Genomic DNA, 22,119 nt, shown 5'->3' with positions numbered 1-22,119 from the left:
CAAAAAGTATGGGCGAAGCGTCTTTAATTCCGATTTTGCTGATCGCGGTTGTTGTGATCATTGTACTGAGCGTGTTCTTCAGTTTCTTCCCGGTGATGCTGTGGGTTTCCGCATGGGCATCCGGGGTAAGAATCAGCATTATTACCCTGGTGGCTATGAGACTCCGCCGGGTTACTCCGAGCCGGATTGTTAATCCGCTCATTAAAGCCACCAAAGCAGGGCTTGGCCTGAATATCAATCAACTGGAAAGCCATTACTTGGCCGGTGGTAACGTCGACCGGGTTGTCAATGCCTTGATCGCCGCCCAGCGGGCGGATATTCCGCTTGAATTCACACGTGCCGCTGCCATTGATCTTGCTGGCCGCGACGTGCTGCTGGCCGTACAGATGAGCGTTAATCCACGGGTGATTGAGACCCCGATTGTCGCTGCTGTTGCCAAGAACGGGATTGAGGTCAAGGTTAAAGCGCGGGTTACAGTCCGGGCGAATATCGACCGGCTCGTCGGCGGTGCGGGGGAAGAAACGATCATTGCCCGTGTCGGCGAGGGGATTGTAACAACAGTAGGTTCAAGTGATTCCCATAAGGATGTGCTGGAGAATCCGGATTCAATCTCGCGTACAGTCTTGTCCAAGGGTTTGGATTCGGGTACGGCCTTTGAAATTTTGTCCATTGATATTGCAGATATCGACGTTGGTAAGAATATCGGAGCCTATCTGCAAACCGAGCAGGCTGAAGCGGATAAACGCATTGCACAGGCCAAGGCGGAGGAACGCAGAGCGATGGCCGTTGCCCATGAGCAGGAAATGAAAGCCCGCGTCGTTGAAATGAAGGCGCTGGTCGTCGAAGCTGAATCTCAGGTACCGCTGGCTATGGCAGAAGCGCTGCGTGCAGGTCAACTCGGGGTCATGGATTACATGAACCTCAAAAACATTGAAGCCGACACGCAAATGCGCGGCTCGCTCGGCAAATTAAATGATGGCGATGATTCGAGCCGTCCGACCAATAAATAAGGGGATGTGAGATCCCATGAGCAGTTTGATTTATATCGCCGTAGTCATTGTGATTGCGATCTTTTCCAACATGAACAAAGCGGGGAAGAATAAACAGAAAAATGCTCCACGCGGCGGTATGCCAACTTTTGGCGGCGGAGGGGACGCCACTCCTCTCCGCCGTGCCCGGTATAAGGAACAGAGCCCTGAGGATGAAAGCCCGGCCCGTCAGGGCAGCGGGTTTCCTGTTCCAGGCGAGTCTTCTTATCCGGGCCAGCCTTCTGTGTCCTATGACGAGCGTGAGTACGATGCTTCTCCTGTCTGGAAGGAGTCTCCTGAGCGGCCTTCTCCCGACTATGATACAGGTGAAGGCATGTCTCTTGAGCAATCGGGAGAAGAGGGCGTACAGGCGCGTACAGAACGGGTGCAGCGGGAGCTGGAACGCCTGCAGGCGTCGCTTGACGGCATGGCAGGCGCTTCAGCGGCAGGTGACGCAGGCAATGCACGTAAGAGCGGCGCTGTCTCCGAGCGATCTGCTGCCCGTCATGGTTTGGCAGATAATCGTGAATCGCTGCGGAACGGGCTGGTATGGGCTGAAATCCTTGCTCCTCCCCGTTCACGTAAACCGCATTCTTCGCGGCGTTAAGTATAGTTATGAAGTATTAAGCGGCAATCAGCCGCCGGTATTCCACCGGTGGCTGATTGCCGCTTTTTTTTATGAAGTCCTTCTTGGTGTTGCGGAGAGGATATGCTTTTACGGAGTCAGAGCGGGAATTGTGGTCAGTTCAGTGTAGAGATACTGCTGGTTGTCCACTATTTTGCCGCCAGCGTCCACGCCTACGGTGGTAACGACTACTTCAATATCCGGGTTAGGCGTAGCTGTCATAGTAAATTCCTCCGTTCCTGTTTAGATAGATTATTATATTTTGAGATTTACATTTTGGATTGTATTTTCAACCAATTTCAAATGGAACGGGGATGCCGGATTCTATGCTGATATTGAAATTACAGTAGGCAGGGTGAGTTCTTCTCATAAAAAACAGCATTGCCGCATAAGGTGTACAGAAGGCAGGAAGGGGGAGAAGTCTACATATGACCCGTATCGGCCGCAGGCTGCGGGGATGGACAAACGGGGTATTGGATCTTCCGCAGGATGTGCTGCAGGAGATGCCCCGAATCACCCTGATCGGCAATAAGGAGCTGTATATTGAGAACCATCGCGGCGTGCTGCATTTTTCCTCCGGGCAGCTTAAGCTTGCGTTAGTCAATGGTTATCTGGAGATTTCCGGCGAGGGATTAGTGATCCGGAATATTCTTGGCCAGGAACTGGCTGTAGAGGGTTTAATCGGGGAGATCAGATATAAGGGAAGCGAGGAGAAACCATGAAAGAACCGCCTCTGGCATCTCTGCGGGGGTTCGTTACACTGCATGTGACGGGACCGCAGGTGGAAAGGTTTATCAATGCAGTGAACGAACAAGGCATCGTCATATGGGATGTGAGGCCTGGGGGGGATGGCGCTTCCCTGAACCTGCTGCTGAATGACTTTTTTGTCCTTCGGCCGCTGTTAAAAAAGACAGGCTGCCGCATGCATGTGACAGGCAGGAACGGCTTGCCCTTCCGGCTGGCGCGGCTGTGGAAACGGAAGTTTTTTGCTGCCGGTTTATTGCTGTTTGGCATTGGCCTTCTGCTGCTTTCTTCAATGGTGTGGAGCATCAAAGTCGAAGGGAATCAATTCATTGCCTCCGAAGATATTCTGGACGCTGCTCGTCAAGAAGGCATCTATCCTTTCCAGTGGATTTGGCGTATGGAGGACCCGGACAAGCTCTCCAGGGAGATGACCTCGCGGATGCCGGGGCTTTCCTGGGTAGGGGTGCAGCGGACGGGGACGAGCATTACCATCCAGGTTGTCGAGGCTGACAAGCCCGAGAACAAGCCGCTGCTCAGCCAGCGCCATCTGATCAGCAGAACCGATGCGGTGGTTACCGAGATCTACGCCGAGCAGGGCAGACCGGTTGTAGCGCGCAATTCGCGCGTCAAAAAAGGGGATATTCTGATCTCCGGCACCCTGGGTGATGAAAACAATATGCAGACGGTGGTTGCCAAAGGCGAGGTTAAGGGTCTAGTATGGCATGAATACAACATCGAGGTGCCGCTCAAAACAACCGGCAGTTCATATACAGGGGACCGGAAAGACCGCACATATCTGGTGATCGGCAATTGGGCGGTACAACTTTGGGGATACGGGAAATCCGGATTTGAGAAATCACGTACGCTTACGGAGCATGATCTGCTGTCCTGGCGTTCTTTGCAGGTGCCGCTTGGACTGATGACTGAGAAGGAAATGGAGGTCAAATATACTTCCGGCACGAAAACTCCGGAGGCTGCCCGGCAGGAAGGGATTACCCGGGCAACTAATGATATTTTGGCCCGTTACGGCACTGACAGCGTTATTAAAAGTCAAAAAATTTTGCATGAGAAGAAAGAGAATGGTAAAGTTTATATGAAAGTGCTCTTTGAAGTGGAAGAGAGAATCGCGGAAGAACTTCCGATAGTAAACAACCGAGGAGAATGAGGCTACTTGTCAGAACAGACTGCAAGCATTCGTATATCTTTGCAAAATGCGGGAGAAGCGCAATCCCTGTTCGGCCCGCAGGATGGTTTTCTGAAAATTATCGAGAGTGAAATACCGGCGGTTATCGACTCGCGTGAAGCTGAAGTTACAATACGCGGGGCGGAGCGGGAAGTGGACATGCTGGGACAGCTGTTCAATGTGCTGCTGTCTCTGATCCGCAGCGGTTACATACTTAGTGAACGTGATGTGCAGTATGCGGTGGAGCTGGCAAAGGATTTCCGCGCCGACCAACTGCTTGATTTGTTCAAAGGTGAAATTACGACAACCTTCCGCGGCAAGCCGATCCGTGTCAAAACGATTGGCCAGAAGCACTATGTGACTTCGATCAAGAAGCGCGATATCGTCTTCGGCATCGGACCTGCGGGAACAGGGAAAACCTATCTCGCCGTTGTGCTCGCCGTCACCGCACTGAAGGAAGGTTCCGTGAAGCGCATCGTGCTTACGCGTCCTGCAGTTGAAGCAGGAGAGAGCCTGGGCTTCCTTCCCGGCGATTTGCAGGAAAAGGTTGACCCATATCTCCGTCCGCTCTACGACGCCTTATACGACGTCATGGGCCCCGATCAGGTTGCCAAGGCACTGGAACGGGGGTTGATCGAAATTGCACCGCTCGCTTATATGCGCGGACGGACGCTTGATGATTCTTTTATCATTCTGGATGAAGCCCAGAATACGACTCCTGAACAGATGAAAATGTTCCTTACCCGGCTTGGCTTTGGCTCCAAGATGGTTATTACGGGTGACGTTACCCAGATTGACCTGCCGCGCGGCAAAAAATCCGGGTTGATCGAAGCGAAGGCGATTCTGTCAGGCATCGAGGAGCTTGGGTTTGTTTATTTTGCGGAACAGGATGTCGTACGGCATTCCCTGGTGCAAAAAATTATCGTCGCCTATGACCGCTCTGCCGAAAACCAGGAATAACAAAGGGGACTGTCTCCATGGCCTCAAAGCAACCATCGAAATTAAGCGGATTTGTATATGGCAACAACGGCTGGAAGTATAGCGCGGCGACGCGCTATGCTCTTTTCCTGTTATTGGGGATTGTGTTCTACTTCAGTCTCTCGTCCGATCTGTTGCCCAAACGCTATGATATTAAAGAAAATACCAAAAGCGCCAAGGAAATTACTGCGCCGAAGCAAATACTCGACAGCAAGGCTACGCTGAAGGCTCAGGAAGCGGCTGCTGAGACCGTGCAGAACAGGTATGAGATTATCCCGATGAGGCTCGATAATCTGGTAACCTTGCTGCTAGACCGGATTGACCGGCTCAATCAGGATGATCTGATTTCACAAAGTGACAAGGTCGGCATTTACAAGGATGTAATCCCGCAGCGGGCCAATGATTTTATCGTGAACTTTGTGAATTCGAGCCGTAACTCCGGCACGTATTCCACTACACTGCTTGATGAGATGCAGTCCGTCATCAAAGAGCAGACCTACGTCATCCCGGAAGAGACTTATATCAAAATTCCGCGGCTGACCTCCCAGGACATCATCGAGATGAAGCCGGTTGCCCGGGATATTGTCACCAAGCTGATGAACGACCAGATTGTGGATGCCCAGACTGCGCGCGCGAAGGTAGCGGAGCAGGTCAGCGTCAGCTCGCTAAGCCAGCGCACAGCCCGTGAGGTGGTGCAGGAGCTGGTACGGCTGGTGATCACGAGCAATAAGTTCTACGATGAGGAAGCCACCAAGGAAGCTAAGGTGCAGGCCCGCGAGAACACGCCGGATGTGTTCATTGAGCAGGGGGATGTGCTTGTTGCTAAAGGGGATTATATTACACCCGAGCTGTACGCACTGCTGGATGAGAGCGGCCTGTTGAGCAATGAGGTCAATTATTGGCCGCAGTTGGGCCTGTTCCTGCTGTCAGCTATGCTCTCCGCCGGTCTGCTGATGTTCATCCGTTATACCGGGGGGACCTCCGGCTTCAAGTACAATAATTCCCAGCTGCTTATGCTGGTGCTTGTGTTTATTATTACGATCATCTCGATGCGGCTTGCCGCGTTTTTACAGACCGATGTCCGGTCTTATGTCGGGTTCCTGGCTCCGGTAGCCATTGGCGCTATGCTGATCGCAATGCTGCTGGATATGACGCTGGCTTATTTCTGTTCCATCCTGTTCAGTATTCTTTCCAGTATTATATTGAATGTGCAGCAGAATACGGTATTTGATTTCAACTTCGGCTTTTTTGCGCTTATTGTTTCCTATGTGGCTATTTTCGCCACCCACCGCGCCGGGCAGCGCTCTACGCTGCTGAAAGGCGGGATCATGGTGTCCCTGTTCGGTTGTGTGGCTGTGTTTATGCTGACGCTGCTGAACGGCGGAGACTGGAATCAGACGCAGACACTGTACGCTATCGGCTTTGCCTTTGCCGGCGGTCTGCTGACTGCGGTACTTGTAATCGGCCTAATGCCTTTCTTCGAGGCTACCTTTGGCATTCTATCGGCACTCAAGCTGGTAGAGCTGTCGAATCCGAATCATCCTTTGCTGCGCAAGCTGCTTACAGAAACGCCCGGAACCTATCATCACAGTGTAATGGTCGGCAATCTGTCAGAAGCTGCGGCGGAGGCGATCGGGGCGGACGGGCTGCTCTGCCGCGTAGGCTCCTATTATCATGATATCGGCAAGACGAAGCGGCCGTTTTATTTTATCGAGAACCAGAACAACATGGAGAATCCGCATGATTCGATTGAACCGAAGCTGAGTAAATCAATCATCGTGGCCCATGCCCGCGACGGGGTGGAAATGCAGAAGGAGTACAAGCTGCCCAAACCGATCCGCGACATTGCCGAACAGCATCACGGCACGACATTTCTGCACTATTTTTATCATAAAGCACTGAAGCTGGCTGAAGAGAAGGGTGTGGAGCCTGATTTCACGGAAGAGGATTTCCGTTATCCGGGGCCGAAGGCGCAGTCGAAGGAATCTGCAGTTGTCGGAATCGCCGACAGTGTGGAGGCTGCTGTCCGTTCACTTCGCAAGCCGACGGTTGTGCAGGTGGAGACGATGATCGAGAAGATTATCAAAAGCCGGCTGGATGACCATCAATTCGATGAGTGTGATCTGACGATTAAGGAATTGGATATTATCGCGCGGACGCTGAAAGAAACGGTTATGGGGATTTTTCATTCCCGGATCGAATATCCGGAGGAAGTGAAGAAACCTAAAAAAGAGGAAGGAGCCGTAAATACATGAGTCTTGCAATCGCTTGGAGCAATGAACAGGAAGAACACGAGATTAATGACGAGCTAATATCCCTGCTGGAGCGCATTCTACAAAAAGCGGGTGAAGCCGAAGGTATTGAGGGCGGCGAGGTGGATCTTACCTTCGTCAACAATGAACGGATCCATGAGCTCAATCGGGAATACCGGGGAATTGACCGTCCAACGGACGTGCTTTCCTTTGCCATGAATGAAACCGGCGAAGATGAGCTGGAAATTATATACGGACAAGAAGAGAATGAAGAGCTTGAAGAAGTGCCGAATGTGCTGGGGGATATCATTATCTCTGTCACCCGCGCGCAGGAGCAGGCTTTGGAATATGGCCATTCCCTGGAGCGTGAGCTGGGTTTCCTGTTTGTGCACGGATTTTTGCATCTGCTGGGCTACGATCATCAGGATGCTGCTTCTGAGGCCGAAATGATGTCCAAGCAGGAGCATGTGCTGGCTCAGGTCGGGTTAACACGCTAATGGTCAAAAATACGGCGGTAGGCCACAAAAAGTTCTGGCATTCGTTTCGATTTGCAGCGCAGGGCATTGCCGGAGCGTTCAAATCCGAACTGAATATGAAGGTACATAGCGGCTTGGCTGTTCTTGTGCTTACCGCTGCCGCCGTATTCAGACTTCCTGCGGCAAGCTGGATGCTGTTGCTGCTGGCAATTACGCTCGTTTTGACCGCTGAGCTGCTGAATACGGCTATTGAAGCGACGGTTGATCTGGTCTCACCGGAGATTCATCCCCTGGCCAAGACTGCCAAAGATACCGCCGCAGGTGCTGTGCTGCTTACGGCGGTGTTTGCTGTGATTACGGGAATCTATGTTTTTTATCATCCGGTGATGGACTGGATCACTGGACTTATGTCATAATCAGTTTACAACTTCAGCTCGGGGAGAGGCGGATCGGCGTTTTGCGCTCCGCCATCTTTGGTTAGATCCATACTTCTCGCAGTAAGAATCCTGTATGTTGAACAAATTTAATGGTGTGTAGGGGAAACGGTTTTGCCCGAATCAACTCAATGAAATTTATGCTTACAAAACTTAGGGTTATGCTTTCGAAGCAAGTTTTGTCCGAAGTTGCTCGATGAAGTCTATGCTTACAAAACTTTTAGGAGGATCACTATGGATTCTGCGCTACTTCTTCAAGAAGCGATAAAGGCACGAACGAGTGCCTATATACCTTATTCCCGCTTTGGCGTCGGTGCTGCGCTGCTGGATCAGGACGGCCATGTCCATCATGGCTGCAATATTGAGAATGCTGCTTACGGGCCGACCAACTGTGCGGAGCGGACTGCGATGTTCCGCGCCATCGCGGACGGCCATAAAGCCCGCAGCTTCCAGGCCATCGCGGTTGTTGCGGATACCGATGGCCCCGTATCACCCTGCGGTGTCTGCCGGCAGGTGATGGTGGAACTATGCGGTCCCGACATGAAGGTCATCCTCGGGAACATGAAAGGCGATATCGTGGAGACTACCGTGCGTGACCTGCTCCCGGGCGCTTTCGGTCCGGACGATCTGGAGCAGGGCCAGGCTCCTGAGTAAAAGCCTGCATTTAGAAAACAGCGGTAAGCTGTTTCGATGTTAACTGTATTCTACTGCACTATGTGCAGTAGAATTAGCTGATGTTTCTTTGAAATGGAAATCTGTTGCACTTTGTGCAGCAGAATGAGGTAGTTCGCCTGTTTTTCGCCTGTTCTGAGCAAATCAATTGTACAAAATGCAGCAGATGCAGAAAAGAGCCATATTTATGTGAATTCAGCTGCACAAAATGCAACAGAATATCATGTGAGACTGCTTCAAATTGTTAACGATACGATCAGCGTGAAAATGTTCAAAATGTGCTAAACAACTCTTAATCTTCAGAGTAACTTGGCTAAGGGGATCGCGAACAAGGTTTTGAGTAATATCCCCTGCGCCACCGTCCAAGCGTGTTCCCGCAGGGAACGAAAGCGCTCCAAGCACGCCGCCTATTCCAAGCGCCGAACCTAACTGTACCATCCCATTCAGGGTGTCCAGAGGGCTGGAGCCCTTGGGGTCCCCCTTGGCTAAGGGGGATTTAGGGGGATCGAAAAGGTTTTGAGTAATACCCCTGCGCCAGCGTCCAAGCGTGTTCCCGCAGGGAACGAAAGCGCTCAAAGCACGCCGCCTATTCCAAACGCCGAACCTAACTGTACCATCCCATTCCGGGTGTCCAGAGGGCTGGAGCCCTTGGGGTCCCCCTTGGCTAAGGGGGATTTAGGGGGATCGAAAAGGTTTTGAGTAATATCCCCCTGCGCCACTGTCCAAGCGTGTTCCCGCAGGGAACGAAAGCGCTCCAAGCACGCCGCCTATTCCAAGCGCCGAACCTAACTGTGCCATCCCATTCCGGGTGTCCAGAGGGCTGGGGCCCTTGGGGTCCCCCTTGGCTAAGGGGGATTTAGGGGGATCGAAAAGGTTTTGAGTAATATCCCCTGCGCAACCGTCCAAGCGTGTTCCCGCAGGGAACGAAAGCGCTCAAAGCACGCCGCCTATTCCAAGCGCCGAACCTAACTGTGCTATCCCATTCCGGGTGTCCAGAGGGCCGGGGCCCTTGGGGTCCCCCTTGGCTAAGGGGGATTTAGGGGGATCGAAAAGGTTTTTCAAAAGAAACTTTATGAATTTGAAGTTATGTCAAGGAAGGAAGATTATATTGAAATTCAAATCAGGGTTTGTCGCCATTATCGGCAGACCGAACGTAGGCAAATCGACGCTCATGAACCAGGTGATTGGCCAAAAAATAGCCATCATGTCGGACAAGCCGCAGACAACCAGAAACAAAATCCACGGGGTTTACACCGCAAACAACTCGCAGATCGTATTTCTGGACACGCCGGGTATCCATAAAAGACAATCCAAGCTGGGCGATTACATGAACCAGACGGCGATGAGCACGCTGCATGAAGTGGAGGCTGTGCTGTTTCTGGTGGACGCATCCGAAGGACTCGGCGGCGGCGACCGCTTTATCGCCGAGCAATTACACAGTATCAAGACACCGGTTATTCTGGTGATGAACAAAATTGACAAGATCGAGCCGGAGGCGCTGCTGCCGCTGATTACACAGTACAACAAGCTGCATGAGTTTGCCGAAATTGTGCCGATCTCCGCCAAGCTTGGCAACAATGTGAATACCCTGCTGGATCAGGTGGCGAAATATCTGCCGGAAGGTCCGCAGTATTATCCCGACGATCAGATTACCGATCATCCGGAGCAATTCGTCTGCGCGGAGCTGATCCGCGAGAAGATTCTCCATATGACCCGCGAAGAGGTGCCGCATTCCATCGCGGTGGCTATCGAGGATATGAGTGTAGAACCCAATGGGGTTGTGCATATTTCCGCTGTTATTTTTGTGGAGCGCGATTCCCAGAAGGGGATCATTATCGGTAAGCAGGGTGCGCTGCTGAAAGAAGTGGGCCGGCGGGCCCGTACGGATATCGAGAACCTGCTGGGATCGAAGATTTTTCTGGAGCTATGGGTAAAAGTGAAAAAAGACTGGCGCAATCAGGACCGCGTACTGCGGGATTTGGGCTTCCATAAAGACCTTTAATCTTGGGCTCCGCAGCTTCTTGGCAGGAATTGCAAGGATAGAACCTGGTACATCGCACATCCTATTTCTGAAGAGACATCGTGTTTCCGAAGAAAGGATGAATACGAATGCGAGACTTTTCGTGGAAGTATTTTGCAATGACTGGAGATGTCGATGCTTATCTGCTGTACAGGGAAGCCGGAGATCCGCTGGATGAAGGCGGACTGCTGCTTGCAGAGGAAGAGAAGGCCCTTGATGAAGAAGCGCAATAAGGACTGGTTGCTTGCCGAATGGTTGGGGGAAGAGGCATGCTACACAGGGTGGAAGGGATCGTCATCCGCAGCATGGACTACGGCGAGGGGAACGCGATTATTACGCTTTGCACCGAGAACGCCGGCAAAGTAGGCGTTCTGGTGCGTGGCGCCAAGAAGGTCAAAAGCCGCCATGCTGCACTGATCCAGCTGTTCACTGTAGGGGAATTTGTGTTTTTCCGCAACAACGGGGGACTGGGTACATTAAATGCCGGGGAAATTACACAGTCTCACCATCCGCTGCGCGGGGATTTGTTCAAAGCGGCATATGCTTCATATGCCTGCGAGCTGCTTGACCGTGTGCTGCATGATGAGGAGACGGGAAGCTTTTGGTTCCGCCAGCTTTCAGCCTGCTTGAATGCACTTGAGGACGGCAAGGAACCCGGCGTCATTATAAATGTTTTTGAGATGAAAATACTGCAGGCGGCCGGATATGGTCCGGAACTGGATGCCTGTGTCGTATGCGGGTTGGACAAGCCTGATGAAGAACTCAGAATAAGCCCCCGCCTCGGCGGGGTGCTCTGCCGCAGCTGCAGGCATAATGATCCTCCGGCCATGGAGATTTCTCCGCGGGCGCTGAAGCTGCTGCGTTTATTCGCTGCACTAGATTTAACCCGGCTTGGAAATGTCGACGTGAAGGAAGGCACCCGCGCAGAACTTAAAAAGATTATGCGTGCCTTTATGGACATGCAGCTCGGGCTGAAACTGAAGTCACAGGGGTTTCTTGATCAGCTCGACAAATACGATATTTGACGAAATCCAAATTTTCCGTTACTATGGTGACAGTTTCTTCTTGTTGTATACAGCCGTTGTTGCTCTGACATTTGGAGACGTACAGTGATCGGGAAAGTAGTGGGCAAATTTGTCGCTTAAAGCGAGCCGGGGATAGTGGAAGCCTGGCGGGACAAGGTTCATGAACAGGGCACCCGGGAGTACGGTAACGGCAGAATGAAAAGTGGATTGCGCTGATCGGATGTGGCCCTGTTTATTGGCCGGATACCGGTTGCGTAATCAAGTAGGGTGGAACCGCGGGAGAATAAGTTAAGCTCTCGTCCCTATGTCTGTATATCAGGCATGGGGGCGGGAGCTTTTTTGCCTTGTGGCATGGATGTTAATTTAAGAATTCTGTACCGCCGCAAGTATAAAAGAGTGCCGCCTCCATCGCGCAAGAGCAAGATGCCTCAGGGCACAGCGTGCCAAAAACTTGTAAGCGAAGGAGTCGGTAGTATGAATTTTCAGCAGATGATTTTGACACTGCAGCAGTTCTGGGCAGCAGAGAATTGTATTCTCGTCCAGCCGTATGATACGGAAAAAGGGGCGGGCACGATGAACCCCATGACGTTTTTACGTTCGCTTGGACCGGAGCCATGGAAAGTAGCTTATGTCGAGCCTTCCCGCCGTCCATCGGATGGACGTTATGGCGAGAACCCGAACCGCCTGTACCAGCATCACCAGTTCCAGGTGATCATCAAGCCTTCACCGGACAACATCCAGGAGCTTTATCTGGAAAGCCTGAAGGCGCTTGGCGTAGATCCGCTGCTGCATGATATCCGGTTTGTCGAAGATAACTGGGAGAATCCGTCGCTGGGCTGCGCAGGCCTTGGCTGGGAAGTATGGCTGAACGGGGAAGAGGTTACTCAGTTTACTTACTTCCAGCAAGTCGGAGGAATTGAGACCAAACCGGTTGCTGTTGAGATCACATACGGATTGGAACGGCTGGCCTCCAACATCATGAAGAAAGAAAATGTGTTTGATCTGGAATGGGTGGACGGCATGACCTATGGTGATGTATTCCATCAGCCGGAGGTTGAGCACTCGACCTATACATTTGAAGTCTCTGATGTCAAAATGCTGTTCACACTCTTTAATACCTACGAAGAGGAAGCGCGCAGAGCTATGGAGCACCATCTGGTGTTTCCGGCTTACGATTATGTGCTGAAATGCTCGCATACCTTCAATCTTCTGGATGCACGCGGAGCGATCAGCGTTACCGAACGCACGGGCTTTATTACGCGGGTGCGGAATTTGGCCCGTACCGTTGCGGCGACATATCTTGAGGAACGCGAGAAGCTTGGCTTCCCGCTGCTGAAGAAAGAAGGTGCTGACCTTGTCTAAAGATATATTGTTCGAGATCGGTTTGGAAGAGGTGCCTGCACGCTTCATCCGCGCTGCGATGGAGCAGTTGAAAGACAGAACAACTAAATGGCTGGAAGCTTCGCGTATTTCCCATGGCGGAGTCAACGCATATGCAACACCGCGCCGCCTTACGGTCCTGGTGAAGGATGCTGCCGAAAGGCAAGAGGATATCAGCGAAGAGGTGAAGGGCCCTTCTCGCAAAATCGCGTTGGACGCGAGCGGCGAGTGGAGCAAGGCCGCACTCGGCTTTGCCCGCAGCCAAGGGGTGTCGACGGAGCAGTTTACCTTTAAAGAATTGGCCGGAGTGGAGTACATCTACGCCACCAAAAACAGTGAAGGTGTAAATACTTCCTCGCTATTGTCCGAAGGACTCAGCGGCATTGTCAGCTCGATGACCTTTCCGAAAAATATGCGCTGGGGAGCGTATGATTTTAAATTTGTCCGTCCGATCCGCTGGCTGGTTGCCTTGTTTGGGCAAGAGATCATTGATCTGGAAATTACAGGGGTTAAAGCAGGCAATACGAGCCGCGGCCACCGTTTCCTTGGAACGAATGTTGTTATTGCTGAACCTGCGGATTATGTGGAAGCTATGCGTGCGCAGCACGTGCTGGTTGATGTGAAGGAACGCGAAGAGCTGATTCTGAACCAGATCAACAAGCTGGCAGCAGAGAAAAGCTGGACAATTGCCATCAAAGAAGATCTGCTGGAGGAAGTGCTATTCCTGGTAGAGACACCGACTGTGCTGTTTGGCACTTTCGATCCTTCGTTCCTCAATATCCCGCAAGAGGTGCTGATCACCTCGATGCGGGAGCATCAGCGTTACTTCCCGGTCTTAGATAGCGCAGGCACGCTCCTGCCGTTCTTCGTTACCGTGCGTAACGGAAACGAAGTATCGCTGGACGTCATTGCCAAGGGGAACGAAAAGGTGCTGCGTGCCCGCCTATCGGATGCGAAATTCTTTTATGGAGAGGATCAGAAACTGCAGATCAGCGATGCGCTGGCTAAGCTGGAATCAATCGTGTATCACGAAGAATTGGGCAGCGTTGGTGATAAAGTTCGCCGCATCCGGGCCATTTCTGACAAGCTTGCTGCGAAGCTGGGACTGTCCGCAGATACCGCGGCTGAAGTCAGCCGTACGGCCGATATTTGCAAATTCGATCTGGTGACGCAGATGGTCTATGAGTTCCCTGAGCTTCAGGGCACAATGGGTGAAGATTATGCCCGCAAAGCGGGAGAAGCGGAAAATGTGGCAAAAGGTATTTTTGAGCATTACCAGCCGCGTTTTGCCGGAGATGCAGTTCCTTCTACGCAAGCTGGTCTTGTAGTCAGTCTGGCCGATAAAATCGATACGATCGTGGGCTGCTTCTCCATCGGCATTATACCGACCGGTTCACAGGACCCTTACGCGCTGCGCCGCCAGGCGGCAGGAATCGTGCAGATGGTGCTGGAGCATCAATTGCCGATCTCTTTGCAGGAAATTTTCGCTGCGGCTTTGGAAATTCATGAAAATTTGCGCACAGAGAAACATTTTGCCCCTGAGCTGCGTATAAACCTTTACGAGTTCTTCGGTCTGCGCGTAAAACGACTCTTGTCAGACGACAAAATCCGCTACGATGTGGTGGATGCTGTGACTGCCGCTGGTTTTGATGACATTGTCGCTGTTGTAGGCAGAAGCCGTGCGCTTACCGATGCAGTGAATGACGTCGCCGATTTCAAGATCACTGTGGATTCGCTGACTCGTATCAGCAATCTGGCAGCGAAGGCGCCGGAAGGTATTGTGGTTGAGCCTTCATTGCTGAAAGAAGAAGCTGAGCTTAAGCTGTACGAAACATGGCAGGGTATTCACACGCCGTATCATGAAGCGCTCACTGCCCGAAATGCTGCTGAGGCGCTGCGGATTCTTTCCGGCCTTAAGGATGCCGTTACCGGATTCTTCGATTCCGTAATGGTTATGGCTGAAGATGAGGGAATACGCGCGAACCGTCTTGCGCTGCTGGCCGGCATTGATGCCGACTCCAAATCTTTTGCCGATTTCGGTAAGCTGGTTTGGTAAAACCCGGCAGCATTCAAGTAATGTTTGTGATTTTTATGGTATAGATCGATGGTTTAGGGTATAAATATACGGAACGGTGCCAATGCGTAAGTTGACATTCGTTCCGTATTTATGCTTTATCAAAGAAGGATTTTCGTTTGGCAAAGCGTATATATATTACACGGGAATTTGGTGATGTCATGTTGAGATCCCAAGCAAGAACAATTGTAGTCGACGGGGACGCGTGCCCGGTCAAGAAGGAAATCGTTGCTGTAGCCCGTTCTTTCGGCATTCCGGTATTGATGGTTTCTTCTTTTGACCATGTGCTGCAAGCTGAAGAAGGTGTTACTGTGGTGCAGGTGGACCGCGGTGCTGACAGTGCAGACCTCTATATTGCCAATCATGTTTCTGCTGGAGATGTAGTCATTACCCAGGATTACGGCCTGGCGGCACTTGCGCTCGGCAAACGCTGCAAGGTGCTCTCTAACCGGGGACAGGAATATGACAATTCCAACATGGATTTTATGCTGGAGAGCAGGCATGCCAGTGCGGTGGAACGCAGGCGTGGGCACTATTCCAAGGGCCCAAAAGCCATCACCGCAGAGGAAAAAATGAATTTTCAACATAAACTGACAAAACTTTTAACACTTTTGCAGGAGAATGTGGAGCTATAGCGAATTATATTTATTTGTTAAGAGATGAAGGTGGTTGAACTGGCTAGCGGACACGGTAATATTCCAGAAGAAGTTATCGAGAGCGTGCTGGCGCGGCATGACATTGTCGATACCGTCGGTAAGGTTGTCCATTTGTCCAAGCAGGGGAAATATTTATGGGGCCTCTGCCCGTTCCATTCGGAGAAATCCCCTTCCTTCACCGTAACCCCGGACCGGGGAGTTTTTCATTGCTTTGGCTGTGGTATGGGCGGAAATGCCATCAAATTCAGGATGGAAATCGAAGGGTTATCCTTCCCCGAAGCAGTCAGAATAATGGCGGAAGAAAGCGATATTGCTATTCCCGAAGGCAAAGGAGGCACATTATCTCCTCCCGATCCCGAGCGGGACCGGCTGATACAGGCTTATGAGTTGTCGGCCAAATTTTATCATTTTTTGCTGAAGAACACGGAATACGGCACTGCCGCAATGAATTATTTAAGATCCCGGAACTTCAGTGATAAAATGATCGACCAGTTTCAAATCGGCTATGCTCCAGACCGATGGGACACCCTGCTGCAGTTTCTGGAGAAACGGAATTTTGATCTTGCTGAAATGGAAAAGGGCGGGCTGTTGTCTGCCAGGGGCGAGGGCAAAGGTTATCTCGACCGCTTTCGCGGGCGCGTGATTTTTCCGATTGCGAACCGCACAGGCAAGACCATCGCTTTTGCCGGAAGAATTCTTGGGGAAGGTCAGCCGAAATATTTGAATTCCCCGGAGAGCAGACTATTTAATAAAAGCCGGATACTGTACAATTTGCACCAGTCCAAAGCATCCATCCGCAAAACGCGGCAAATCGTCCTCTTCGAAGGATACGGCGATGTCATTTCGGCCTGGGAAGCAGGTGTGCATAACGGCGTGGCTACCATGGGAACCTCGCTGACTGAGGGACATGTAGCCCTGATGAAAAGCCTGGCTGACGAGATTGTTCTTGCCTACGACGGCGACCGGGCGGGACAAGCTGCAGCGATGAAGGCGATCCCGATGCTGGAAAGCAATGATCTGCGGGTGAAGGTTGCCGTGCTGCCGAGCGGTCTGGATCCGGATGAATTTATCTCCCGTCACGGCGGGGACAGATTCAAGGAACAGGTGATGGATTCGGTGGTATCATCCATAAAATTTAAGCTTATATATCTGAAAAAAAACCATATACTCCTAGAGGAAGACGGCAAAATCGCCTATGTCAAGGAGGCATTGGAGATTATTGCATCACTGCAATCATCGACCGAGCGTGAAGTTTATCTGCGGGAAATATCCTCAGAGCTGGAGCTGTCATATGATAGCTTAAAGCAGGATTGCAACTTGCTGCGGGCGTCGATGCAAAAAAACATCCCCGAAGGGGATAATAACGATAAAAGGTGGAATAATGGTAGGCATAAAAAAGGGCAAGTGCAGACACCTACTTTACTGCCCGCTTATCATGTTGCGGAACGGCGCCTGCTTTCCTTTATGATTCAGGACCCGGAAGCTGCTACTTATGTAGGCGAACGCCTCGGAGAAGAGTTCAACATCGATGATCATGCGGCAATCGCCGCTTATCTATATGCCTATTATGCGCAAGGCAAGCCACCCGGCATCAGCCGTTTTTTATCATCACTACAGGATGATCGTCTGGAGAAGACTGCAACAGCGATATCCATGATGGACACACCGCCGGATTGGAACACGCAGGTTTTGGACGATTGCATCCGTGAAGTACGGAAGTACCCCCTGCAGCGCAGGATGGAACAAAAACGCGAAGAAATGATTCAAGCGGAGAAATCCGGTGACTTTTTGCGTGCGGCACAAATTGCAAGTGAGATTATAACCCTAGAGAGACAATAAGGAATTGACAGGATGTACCTAGGGAGGAGGGAGTCGAATTATGGCGAACGATCAGCACACTGAACTGGAAGCAGAATTTACTCTGGATCAGGTTAAGGACCAGCTTATTGAGCACGGCAAGAAAAGATCATCATTGAACTACAAAGATATTATGGAGAAATTGTCGCCGTTTGATCAAGACCCCGAGCAGATGGAGGAATTCTACGAGCAGCTCAGCGACCTTGGCATCGAGGTTGTAAATGAGAATGACGAGGAAGGTTCGCCGCTCCGCCAGAGCGAGGACAACGAGAATAGCGACTCTGACGACTTCAGCTTTGACGACGATTTGTCGCTGCCGCCGGGAATCAAAATTAACGACCCCGTCCGGATGTATCTGAAGGAAATCGGACGTGTGCCGTTGCTCTCAGCTGACGATGAAGTCGAACTGGCCATGAGAATCAAAAATGGTGATGAAGAAGCGAAACGCCGGCTGGCCGAAGCGAATCTGCGGCTCGTTGTCAGTATCGCCAAGCGTTATGTTGGACGCGGCATGCTGTTCCTGGATTTGATCCAGGAGGGCAATATGGGTCTGATCAAAGCGGTTGAGAAATTTGACCACAATAAAGGGTTCAAATTCAGTACCTATGCTACTTGGTGGATTCGCCAGGCCATTACGCGGGCTATCGCCGACCAGGCGCGGACAATCCGTATTCCAGTGCATATGGTGGAGACGATCAACAAGCTGATTCGTGTATCCCGTCAGCTGCTGCAAGAGCTTGGACGCGAGCCTTCGCCGGAAGAAATTGCGGCTGAAATGGAATTGACGGTTGAGAAAGTCAGAGAAATCATGAAGATTGCCCAAGAGCCGGTTTCCCTGGAAACACCAATCGGTGAAGAGGATGATTCGCATCTGGGCGATTTCATTGAGGATCAGGAGGCGCTTGCTCCTGCGGATGCAGCAGCCTATGAACTGCTGAAGGAACAGCTGGAGGATGTGCTGGACACGCTCACCGAGCGTGAAGAGAATGTGCTTCGTCTTCGTTTCGGTCTGGATGACGGACGGACGAGAACGCTTGAGGAAGTGGGCAAAGTATTCGGCGTAACCCGTGAGCGGATCCGCCAGATTGAAGCAAAAGCGCTGCGTAAGCTGCGCCACCCAAGCCGCAGCAAACGGCTTAAAGATTTCCTAGAATAAGTTTTATAAACCGGACCTTCTGCTGCACGGTGGCAGGAGGTCCTTTTATCTTGAGATACACCTAAGTAAAGGTGTGAAAAGAGGGATTAGCCGTTGAATTTGGAAAAACGAGAAATTATATTAAGAGAAATTCATTACTGGAGAAGGAGCAAGCTACTGCCTGAGCAGTATTGCGACTTCTTGACCAACCTCTACAATGATGACAAGGAGATCAAAGACAGTAATCCGATCTCGCTGAAAAATCTTCAGCAGGGCAGCATCAAAATATGGTTGTTTGGTTTTGGAATTATTTCCTTGATTTTCTTGATTAGTCTTTATTTTAGCGTTTTTCCTTGGCCTTTGCAACTTGCCACAGCTCTATGTGTACTAATTGTTTGTTACGGTTACTCGGCTATTTACAGGGACCGAAACCACATGATCAGTCTTGTTCTGGCAGGAGTTGGCAGTGTACTGACGATAGGATTTGGCCTCTGGCTCATTGCTCTGCATGATCTGAACGCGGATTTTTGGCGGCCGCTGCTGATCGCAGGATGCGGCCTATTGTGGGTGATACTCGGATTCACATTGCGTATGGGCTTGCTGCACTATTGCGGGTTTGCCTTCTGGGCCCTGCTCTATGCCGGGTTCTCCGGCCAAAAGCGTCCTGATGCTTCCGTCCTGGAGCTTGAGCTGCTCTGGCTGCCGCTCTGTATACTGATGATTTGGCTGAGCTGGCTGTTGTATCACAGGATCAAAGGGGTTTCAGGTGTATATTTGGGTGTTGGAGTGTCACTGTGGCTGATGCCGGAGATTGATGCGCTGTGGCTCAGACCGGATTATCCGGGATGGGTGTCGCTGGTTTTAATATTGAAAATTGCAGTTGGCCTTGCGCTACTGTTTATTTTCCGAAAAAAATGGATAACGTGGGTGGCCTCATGAACAACATAAAATTATCAAACCGGCTCCAGCTTGTGCTGGAGCAGATTCCAACAGGCAGCAAACTTGCCGATATCGGCTCGGATCATGCCCTGCTTCCGGTAGCAGCCTTGAGAAGCGGGAAAGCGGTCTCTGCAATAGCAGGTGAAGTCAATCCAGGACCTTATGAAGCAGCATGTAGAGGTGTGGCGGAGGCGGGCCTGGGCAAACAGATTGAGGTGCGGCGCGGAGACGGTCTCGAAGTGCTGGAGCCGGGTGAAGCTGACAGCATCTCCATCGCCGGAATGGGCGGCGCATTAATTGCCGCTATCCTGGACCGCGGCAAAAGCCTCGGCAAGCTTGCAGGTGTGAAGCTGCTTGCGCTGCAGCCAAATGTGGGCGAGGATATTCTGCGCCGCTGGCTGCTGAACAACCACTGGGTGCTTACGGCAGAGCATATCCTGGAAGAAGACGGGAAAATATATGAAATACTGACGGCGGTCCCTGAGGGTGAAGCTGCAGGAATCACAAATGAGCAGCTTTATCATGAACGGCAGCTTGCTGGTGGCAATATGGTATGCAGCAAGGAGCTGCTTCTGCAAATGGGTCCTTGGCTGCTGCAAGCGCCAAACGCCGTATTTACTGCCAAATGGCAGAGTGAGATTGCAAAATTGGAAGGGATTCTGGCTTCATTGTCCCGCTCGGAGCTTGAATCGGCGGAAGAAAAGCGCAGCAGGATCACGGCACAAATCACAACAATCTCGGAGGTGCTGAAATGTACGCCAAAGGACAAACTGTAATCGGGTATATGGAGCAGCTTGCCCCGAAACATCTGGCTGAGGAATGGGATAACATCGGCCTCCAGCTGGGCAGTCTGCAGAAAGAAATTACCGGTGTGCTGGTTGCACTGGACGTCAACGGAGACATTGTGGACGAAGCGATTAACCAAGGCTGCAACCTGATTATTGCCCATCATGCGATTATCTTTCGTCCGCTTAAGGGGATACAGACTGAAACCCCGATGGGCAAGCTCTATGAGAAGCTGATCAAAAATGATATTGCCGTATACATCAGCCATACCAACCTGGATGTCGCCGAAGGAGGGATGAACGACTGGATGGCGGAAGCGCTTGGCATCGAGAACGGTGCGCCGATCAAGGACATTCATACCGAGCAGCTGTCCAAGCTGGTTGTATTCGTGCCGAAGGATCACCACCAGAAGGTGCTGGACGCCATCCTGAATGCCGGTGCAGGCTGGATCGGCAACTATAGCCATTGCAGCTTTAACATCGAAGGCTACGGCACCTTTATTCCGCGTGAAGGCTCGGAACCTTATATTGGTGAAGCTGGTAAAATGGAACGTGCCGAGGAAGTCCGCATCGAAACGATCGTGCCGCTTTCTATTCGCAATAAAGTAGTTCAGGCGATGCTTAAAGCGCATCCTTACGAAGAGGTTGCATATGATCTTTATTCCATGGATCTTAAAGGCCGCAGCCTCGGACTCGGCAGAGTAGGCAAGCTTAAGGAGCCAACAACGCTTGGCGAATTTATCGAGACGGTCAAAACCGGACTAAAGGTCGATCATGTTCGTGTTGTAGGCGATTTGAACCGCCCCATCCGTAAAGCGGCTGTGATGGGCGGCTCGGGGGCGAAGTATTATAACAGCGCCATCTTCAAAGGAGCCGATGTGCTGGTGACTGGCGATGTCGATTATCATACGGCTCAAGATGCTTACTTGGCCGGCATCTCATTAATTGATCCGGGACATAATGCGGAGAAGATTATGAAGGAGAAAGTGGCCGAGTGGATTCAGGGCAAGCTGGCTGAGCATAAGTACGGCACAGCGGTGTATGCTTCGCAGATTAATACAGAGCCTTTCAAATTCCTGTAGATTCCCTTTATTTACACTTGTGCAGGTTGCGGCAAATCTGTATAATATACAATGTTGATCGGGAAGTTTGACAGACAATCGCCGGTGTGCGTGAAGACGCCGCGGGAGGAAAGTCCGGGCTCCACAAGGCAGGGTGCTGGATAACATCCAGTCGGCGCGAGCCGAAGGATAGTGCCACAGAAATGGACCGCCGATGGCCGCTTTCGGGCGGCACAGGCAAGGATGGAACCGAGGTGTAAGAGACCCCGAGGAACGCTGGTGACTTCGTTCCTGGTAAACCCCATCTGGAGCAAGACCTAATGAGACGCAGCGCTTCCTTAACCGGAAGAGCAGCCTTCGCCTGAGGCGTGTCTAGGTTGGTCGCTGGAGCTGTGCAGTAATGTATGGCCTAGATAGATGATTGTCGCTTATGGTGGGAGGGTAGTTCCCGTTTGAACCACGACGAGCACAGAACCCGGCTTACGGCAAACTTTCCTAACTGACAACTCTTATGAACTGTTATCCTGTGAAGCTTATATACGACAGACAGCGGCCTTCCTTTGGAAGGCCGCTTTTTTAACGCCTTAGTTTTTTAAAGATAAAATTAAAAAGACCGCATCGCTCCCCGTTTGCATGAGGACGGTACGATCTTTTTTGTTGTTTTGGATGATCACTCTGGCGGACCTCAGTGACGTTATTTACGCGATAATACTGTTACTGTCGTAGAAGCGGACTCAGGCGGCGTTATTTACTAAAATAGTGAGGTTAATAGCTGTTCTATTGTTAAATAACTGC

At 51.3% G+C, this 22,119-nt stretch carries 21 protein-coding genes and 1 other RNA gene; 21 read left to right on the top strand and 1 reads right to left on the bottom strand.

The genetic code is table 11. From position 1 onward, the window contains the following. The first annotated feature begins 8 nt into the window (after nt 1-8). Entirely contained in the window at nt 9-1,010 is a 1,002-nt protein-coding gene (floA, locus tag ACQ76X_RS06480; protein ID WP_038595434.1) for a flotillin-like protein FloA, read from the top strand. A 16-nt stretch (nt 1,011-1,026) separates the two neighbouring features. Next, entirely contained in the window at nt 1,027-1,635 is a 609-nt protein-coding gene (locus tag ACQ76X_RS06475; protein ID WP_438492384.1) for a hypothetical protein, read from the top strand. A 108-nt stretch (nt 1,636-1,743) separates the two neighbouring features. Here the strand turns inward: ACQ76X_RS06475 and ACQ76X_RS06470 are convergent, their stop codons facing one another. Beyond that, a complete protein-coding gene (locus ACQ76X_RS06470) occupies nt 1,744-1,875 on the bottom strand; it encodes a hypothetical protein (protein ID WP_438492382.1) in 132 nt (43 codons plus the stop codon). Nucleotides 1,876-2,081: 206 nt separating this feature from the next. Here ACQ76X_RS06470 and yqfC point away from each other — a divergent pair, with 206 nt between their 5' ends. The 19 genes from yqfC (at nt 2,082) to rnpB (ending at nt 21,822) form a co-directional block, all read left to right on the top strand. Then, nucleotides 2,082-2,375: a sporulation protein YqfC gene (yqfC, locus tag ACQ76X_RS06465; protein WP_038595431.1), complete on the top strand. Its 294-nt coding sequence runs from the start codon at nt 2,082-2,084 to the stop codon at nt 2,373-2,375. Further along, the gene (gene yqfD / locus ACQ76X_RS06460; protein ID WP_438492380.1) at nt 2,372-3,562 is read left to right on the top strand and encodes a sporulation protein YqfD; all 1,191 of its coding nucleotides are present in this window, start codon (nt 2,372-2,374) and stop codon (nt 3,560-3,562) included. The genes yqfC and yqfD overlap by 4 nt, the downstream gene beginning before the upstream one ends. Nucleotides 3,563-3,568: 6 nt before the next feature. Further along, nucleotides 3,569-4,540 carry a PhoH family protein gene (locus ACQ76X_RS06455; RefSeq protein WP_038595428.1) on the top strand — a complete coding sequence of 324 codons (972 nt, stop codon included), beginning with the start codon at nt 3,569-3,571 and terminating at the stop codon, nt 4,538-4,540. Nucleotides 4,541-4,557: 17 nt separating this feature from the next. Then, the gene (locus ACQ76X_RS06450) at nt 4,558-6,813 is read left to right on the top strand and encodes an HD family phosphohydrolase (RefSeq protein ID WP_438492379.1); all 2,256 of its coding nucleotides are present in this window, start codon (nt 4,558-4,560) and stop codon (nt 6,811-6,813) included. Beyond that, nucleotides 6,810-7,307: an rRNA maturation RNase YbeY gene (gene ybeY / locus ACQ76X_RS06445; protein WP_438492377.1), complete on the top strand. Its 498-nt coding sequence runs from the start codon at nt 6,810-6,812 to the stop codon at nt 7,305-7,307. The genes ACQ76X_RS06450 and ybeY overlap by 4 nt, the downstream gene beginning before the upstream one ends. Further along, the gene (locus ACQ76X_RS06440; protein ID WP_438492375.1) at nt 7,307-7,702 is read left to right on the top strand and encodes a diacylglycerol kinase family protein; all 396 of its coding nucleotides are present in this window, start codon (nt 7,307-7,309) and stop codon (nt 7,700-7,702) included. Before ybeY ends, ACQ76X_RS06440 begins: the two co-directional genes overlap by 1 nt. Nucleotides 7,703-7,954: 252 nt before the next feature. Further along, nucleotides 7,955-8,374 carry a cytidine deaminase gene (locus ACQ76X_RS06435; RefSeq protein WP_038595422.1) on the top strand — a complete coding sequence of 140 codons (420 nt, stop codon included), beginning with the start codon at nt 7,955-7,957 and terminating at the stop codon, nt 8,372-8,374. Between the two features lie 1,189 nt (nt 8,375-9,563). After that, nucleotides 9,564-10,394: a GTPase Era gene (gene era, locus ACQ76X_RS06430; protein ID WP_231578510.1), complete on the top strand. Its 831-nt coding sequence runs from the start codon at nt 9,564-9,566 to the stop codon at nt 10,392-10,394. Between the two features lie 107 nt (nt 10,395-10,501). After that, nucleotides 10,502-10,645: a YqzL family protein gene (locus tag ACQ76X_RS06425; RefSeq protein ID WP_341095525.1), complete on the top strand. Its 144-nt coding sequence runs from the start codon at nt 10,502-10,504 to the stop codon at nt 10,643-10,645. A 36-nt stretch (nt 10,646-10,681) separates the two neighbouring features. Further along, entirely contained in the window at nt 10,682-11,437 is a 756-nt protein-coding gene (gene recO, locus ACQ76X_RS06420; protein ID WP_038595420.1) for a DNA repair protein RecO, read from the top strand. A gap of 474 nt (nt 11,438-11,911) precedes the next feature. After that, nucleotides 11,912-12,799 carry a glycine--tRNA ligase subunit alpha gene (gene glyQ / locus ACQ76X_RS06415; protein ID WP_438492372.1) on the top strand — a complete coding sequence of 296 codons (888 nt, stop codon included), beginning with the start codon at nt 11,912-11,914 and terminating at the stop codon, nt 12,797-12,799. Next, nucleotides 12,792-14,873, top strand: a complete 2,082-nt coding sequence (gene glyS / locus ACQ76X_RS06410; RefSeq protein WP_438492370.1) for a glycine--tRNA ligase subunit beta — start codon at nt 12,792-12,794, stop codon at nt 14,871-14,873. Before glyQ ends, glyS begins: the two co-directional genes overlap by 8 nt. Before the next feature lie 179 nt (nt 14,874-15,052). Then, the gene (locus ACQ76X_RS06405) at nt 15,053-15,526 is read left to right on the top strand and encodes a YaiI/YqxD family protein (protein ID WP_076109190.1); all 474 of its coding nucleotides are present in this window, start codon (nt 15,053-15,055) and stop codon (nt 15,524-15,526) included. A 24-nt stretch (nt 15,527-15,550) separates the two neighbouring features. Further along, the gene (gene dnaG, locus ACQ76X_RS06400) at nt 15,551-17,386 is read left to right on the top strand and encodes a DNA primase (RefSeq protein WP_340896944.1); all 1,836 of its coding nucleotides are present in this window, start codon (nt 15,551-15,553) and stop codon (nt 17,384-17,386) included. A gap of 40 nt (nt 17,387-17,426) precedes the next feature. Beyond that, complete coding sequence (rpoD, locus tag ACQ76X_RS06395) at nt 17,427-18,560, top strand: RNA polymerase sigma factor RpoD (RefSeq protein ID WP_038595416.1); 1,134 nt, start codon at nt 17,427-17,429, stop codon at nt 18,558-18,560. Nucleotides 18,561-18,974: 414 nt separating this feature from the next. Continuing rightward, nucleotides 18,975-19,478 (top strand): hypothetical protein, encoded by a 504-nt coding sequence (locus ACQ76X_RS06390; RefSeq protein WP_438492367.1) that lies wholly within the window; start codon nt 18,975-18,977, stop codon nt 19,476-19,478. Beyond that, on the top strand, nt 19,475-20,254 hold the full coding sequence (locus ACQ76X_RS06385; RefSeq protein ID WP_438492365.1) for a tRNA (adenine(22)-N(1))-methyltransferase: 780 nt from the start codon (nt 19,475-19,477) through the stop codon (nt 20,252-20,254). Before ACQ76X_RS06390 ends, ACQ76X_RS06385 begins: the two co-directional genes overlap by 4 nt. Beyond that, nucleotides 20,230-21,345 carry a Nif3-like dinuclear metal center hexameric protein gene (locus ACQ76X_RS06380; protein WP_438492363.1) on the top strand — a complete coding sequence of 372 codons (1,116 nt, stop codon included), beginning with the start codon at nt 20,230-20,232 and terminating at the stop codon, nt 21,343-21,345. Before ACQ76X_RS06385 ends, ACQ76X_RS06380 begins: the two co-directional genes overlap by 25 nt. A gap of 62 nt (nt 21,346-21,407) precedes the next feature. Beyond that, an RNA gene (rnpB, locus tag ACQ76X_RS06375) (RNase P RNA component class A) lies at nt 21,408-21,822 on the top strand. Nucleotides 21,823-22,119 lie beyond the last annotated feature (297 nt).

This window comes from Paenibacillus sp. IHBB 3054 (assembly GCF_051594305.1).
Lineage (GTDB): Bacteria > Bacillota > Bacilli > Paenibacillales > Paenibacillaceae > Paenibacillus_AQ.
This window is presented reverse-complemented; position numbering and strand designations above follow the sequence as displayed.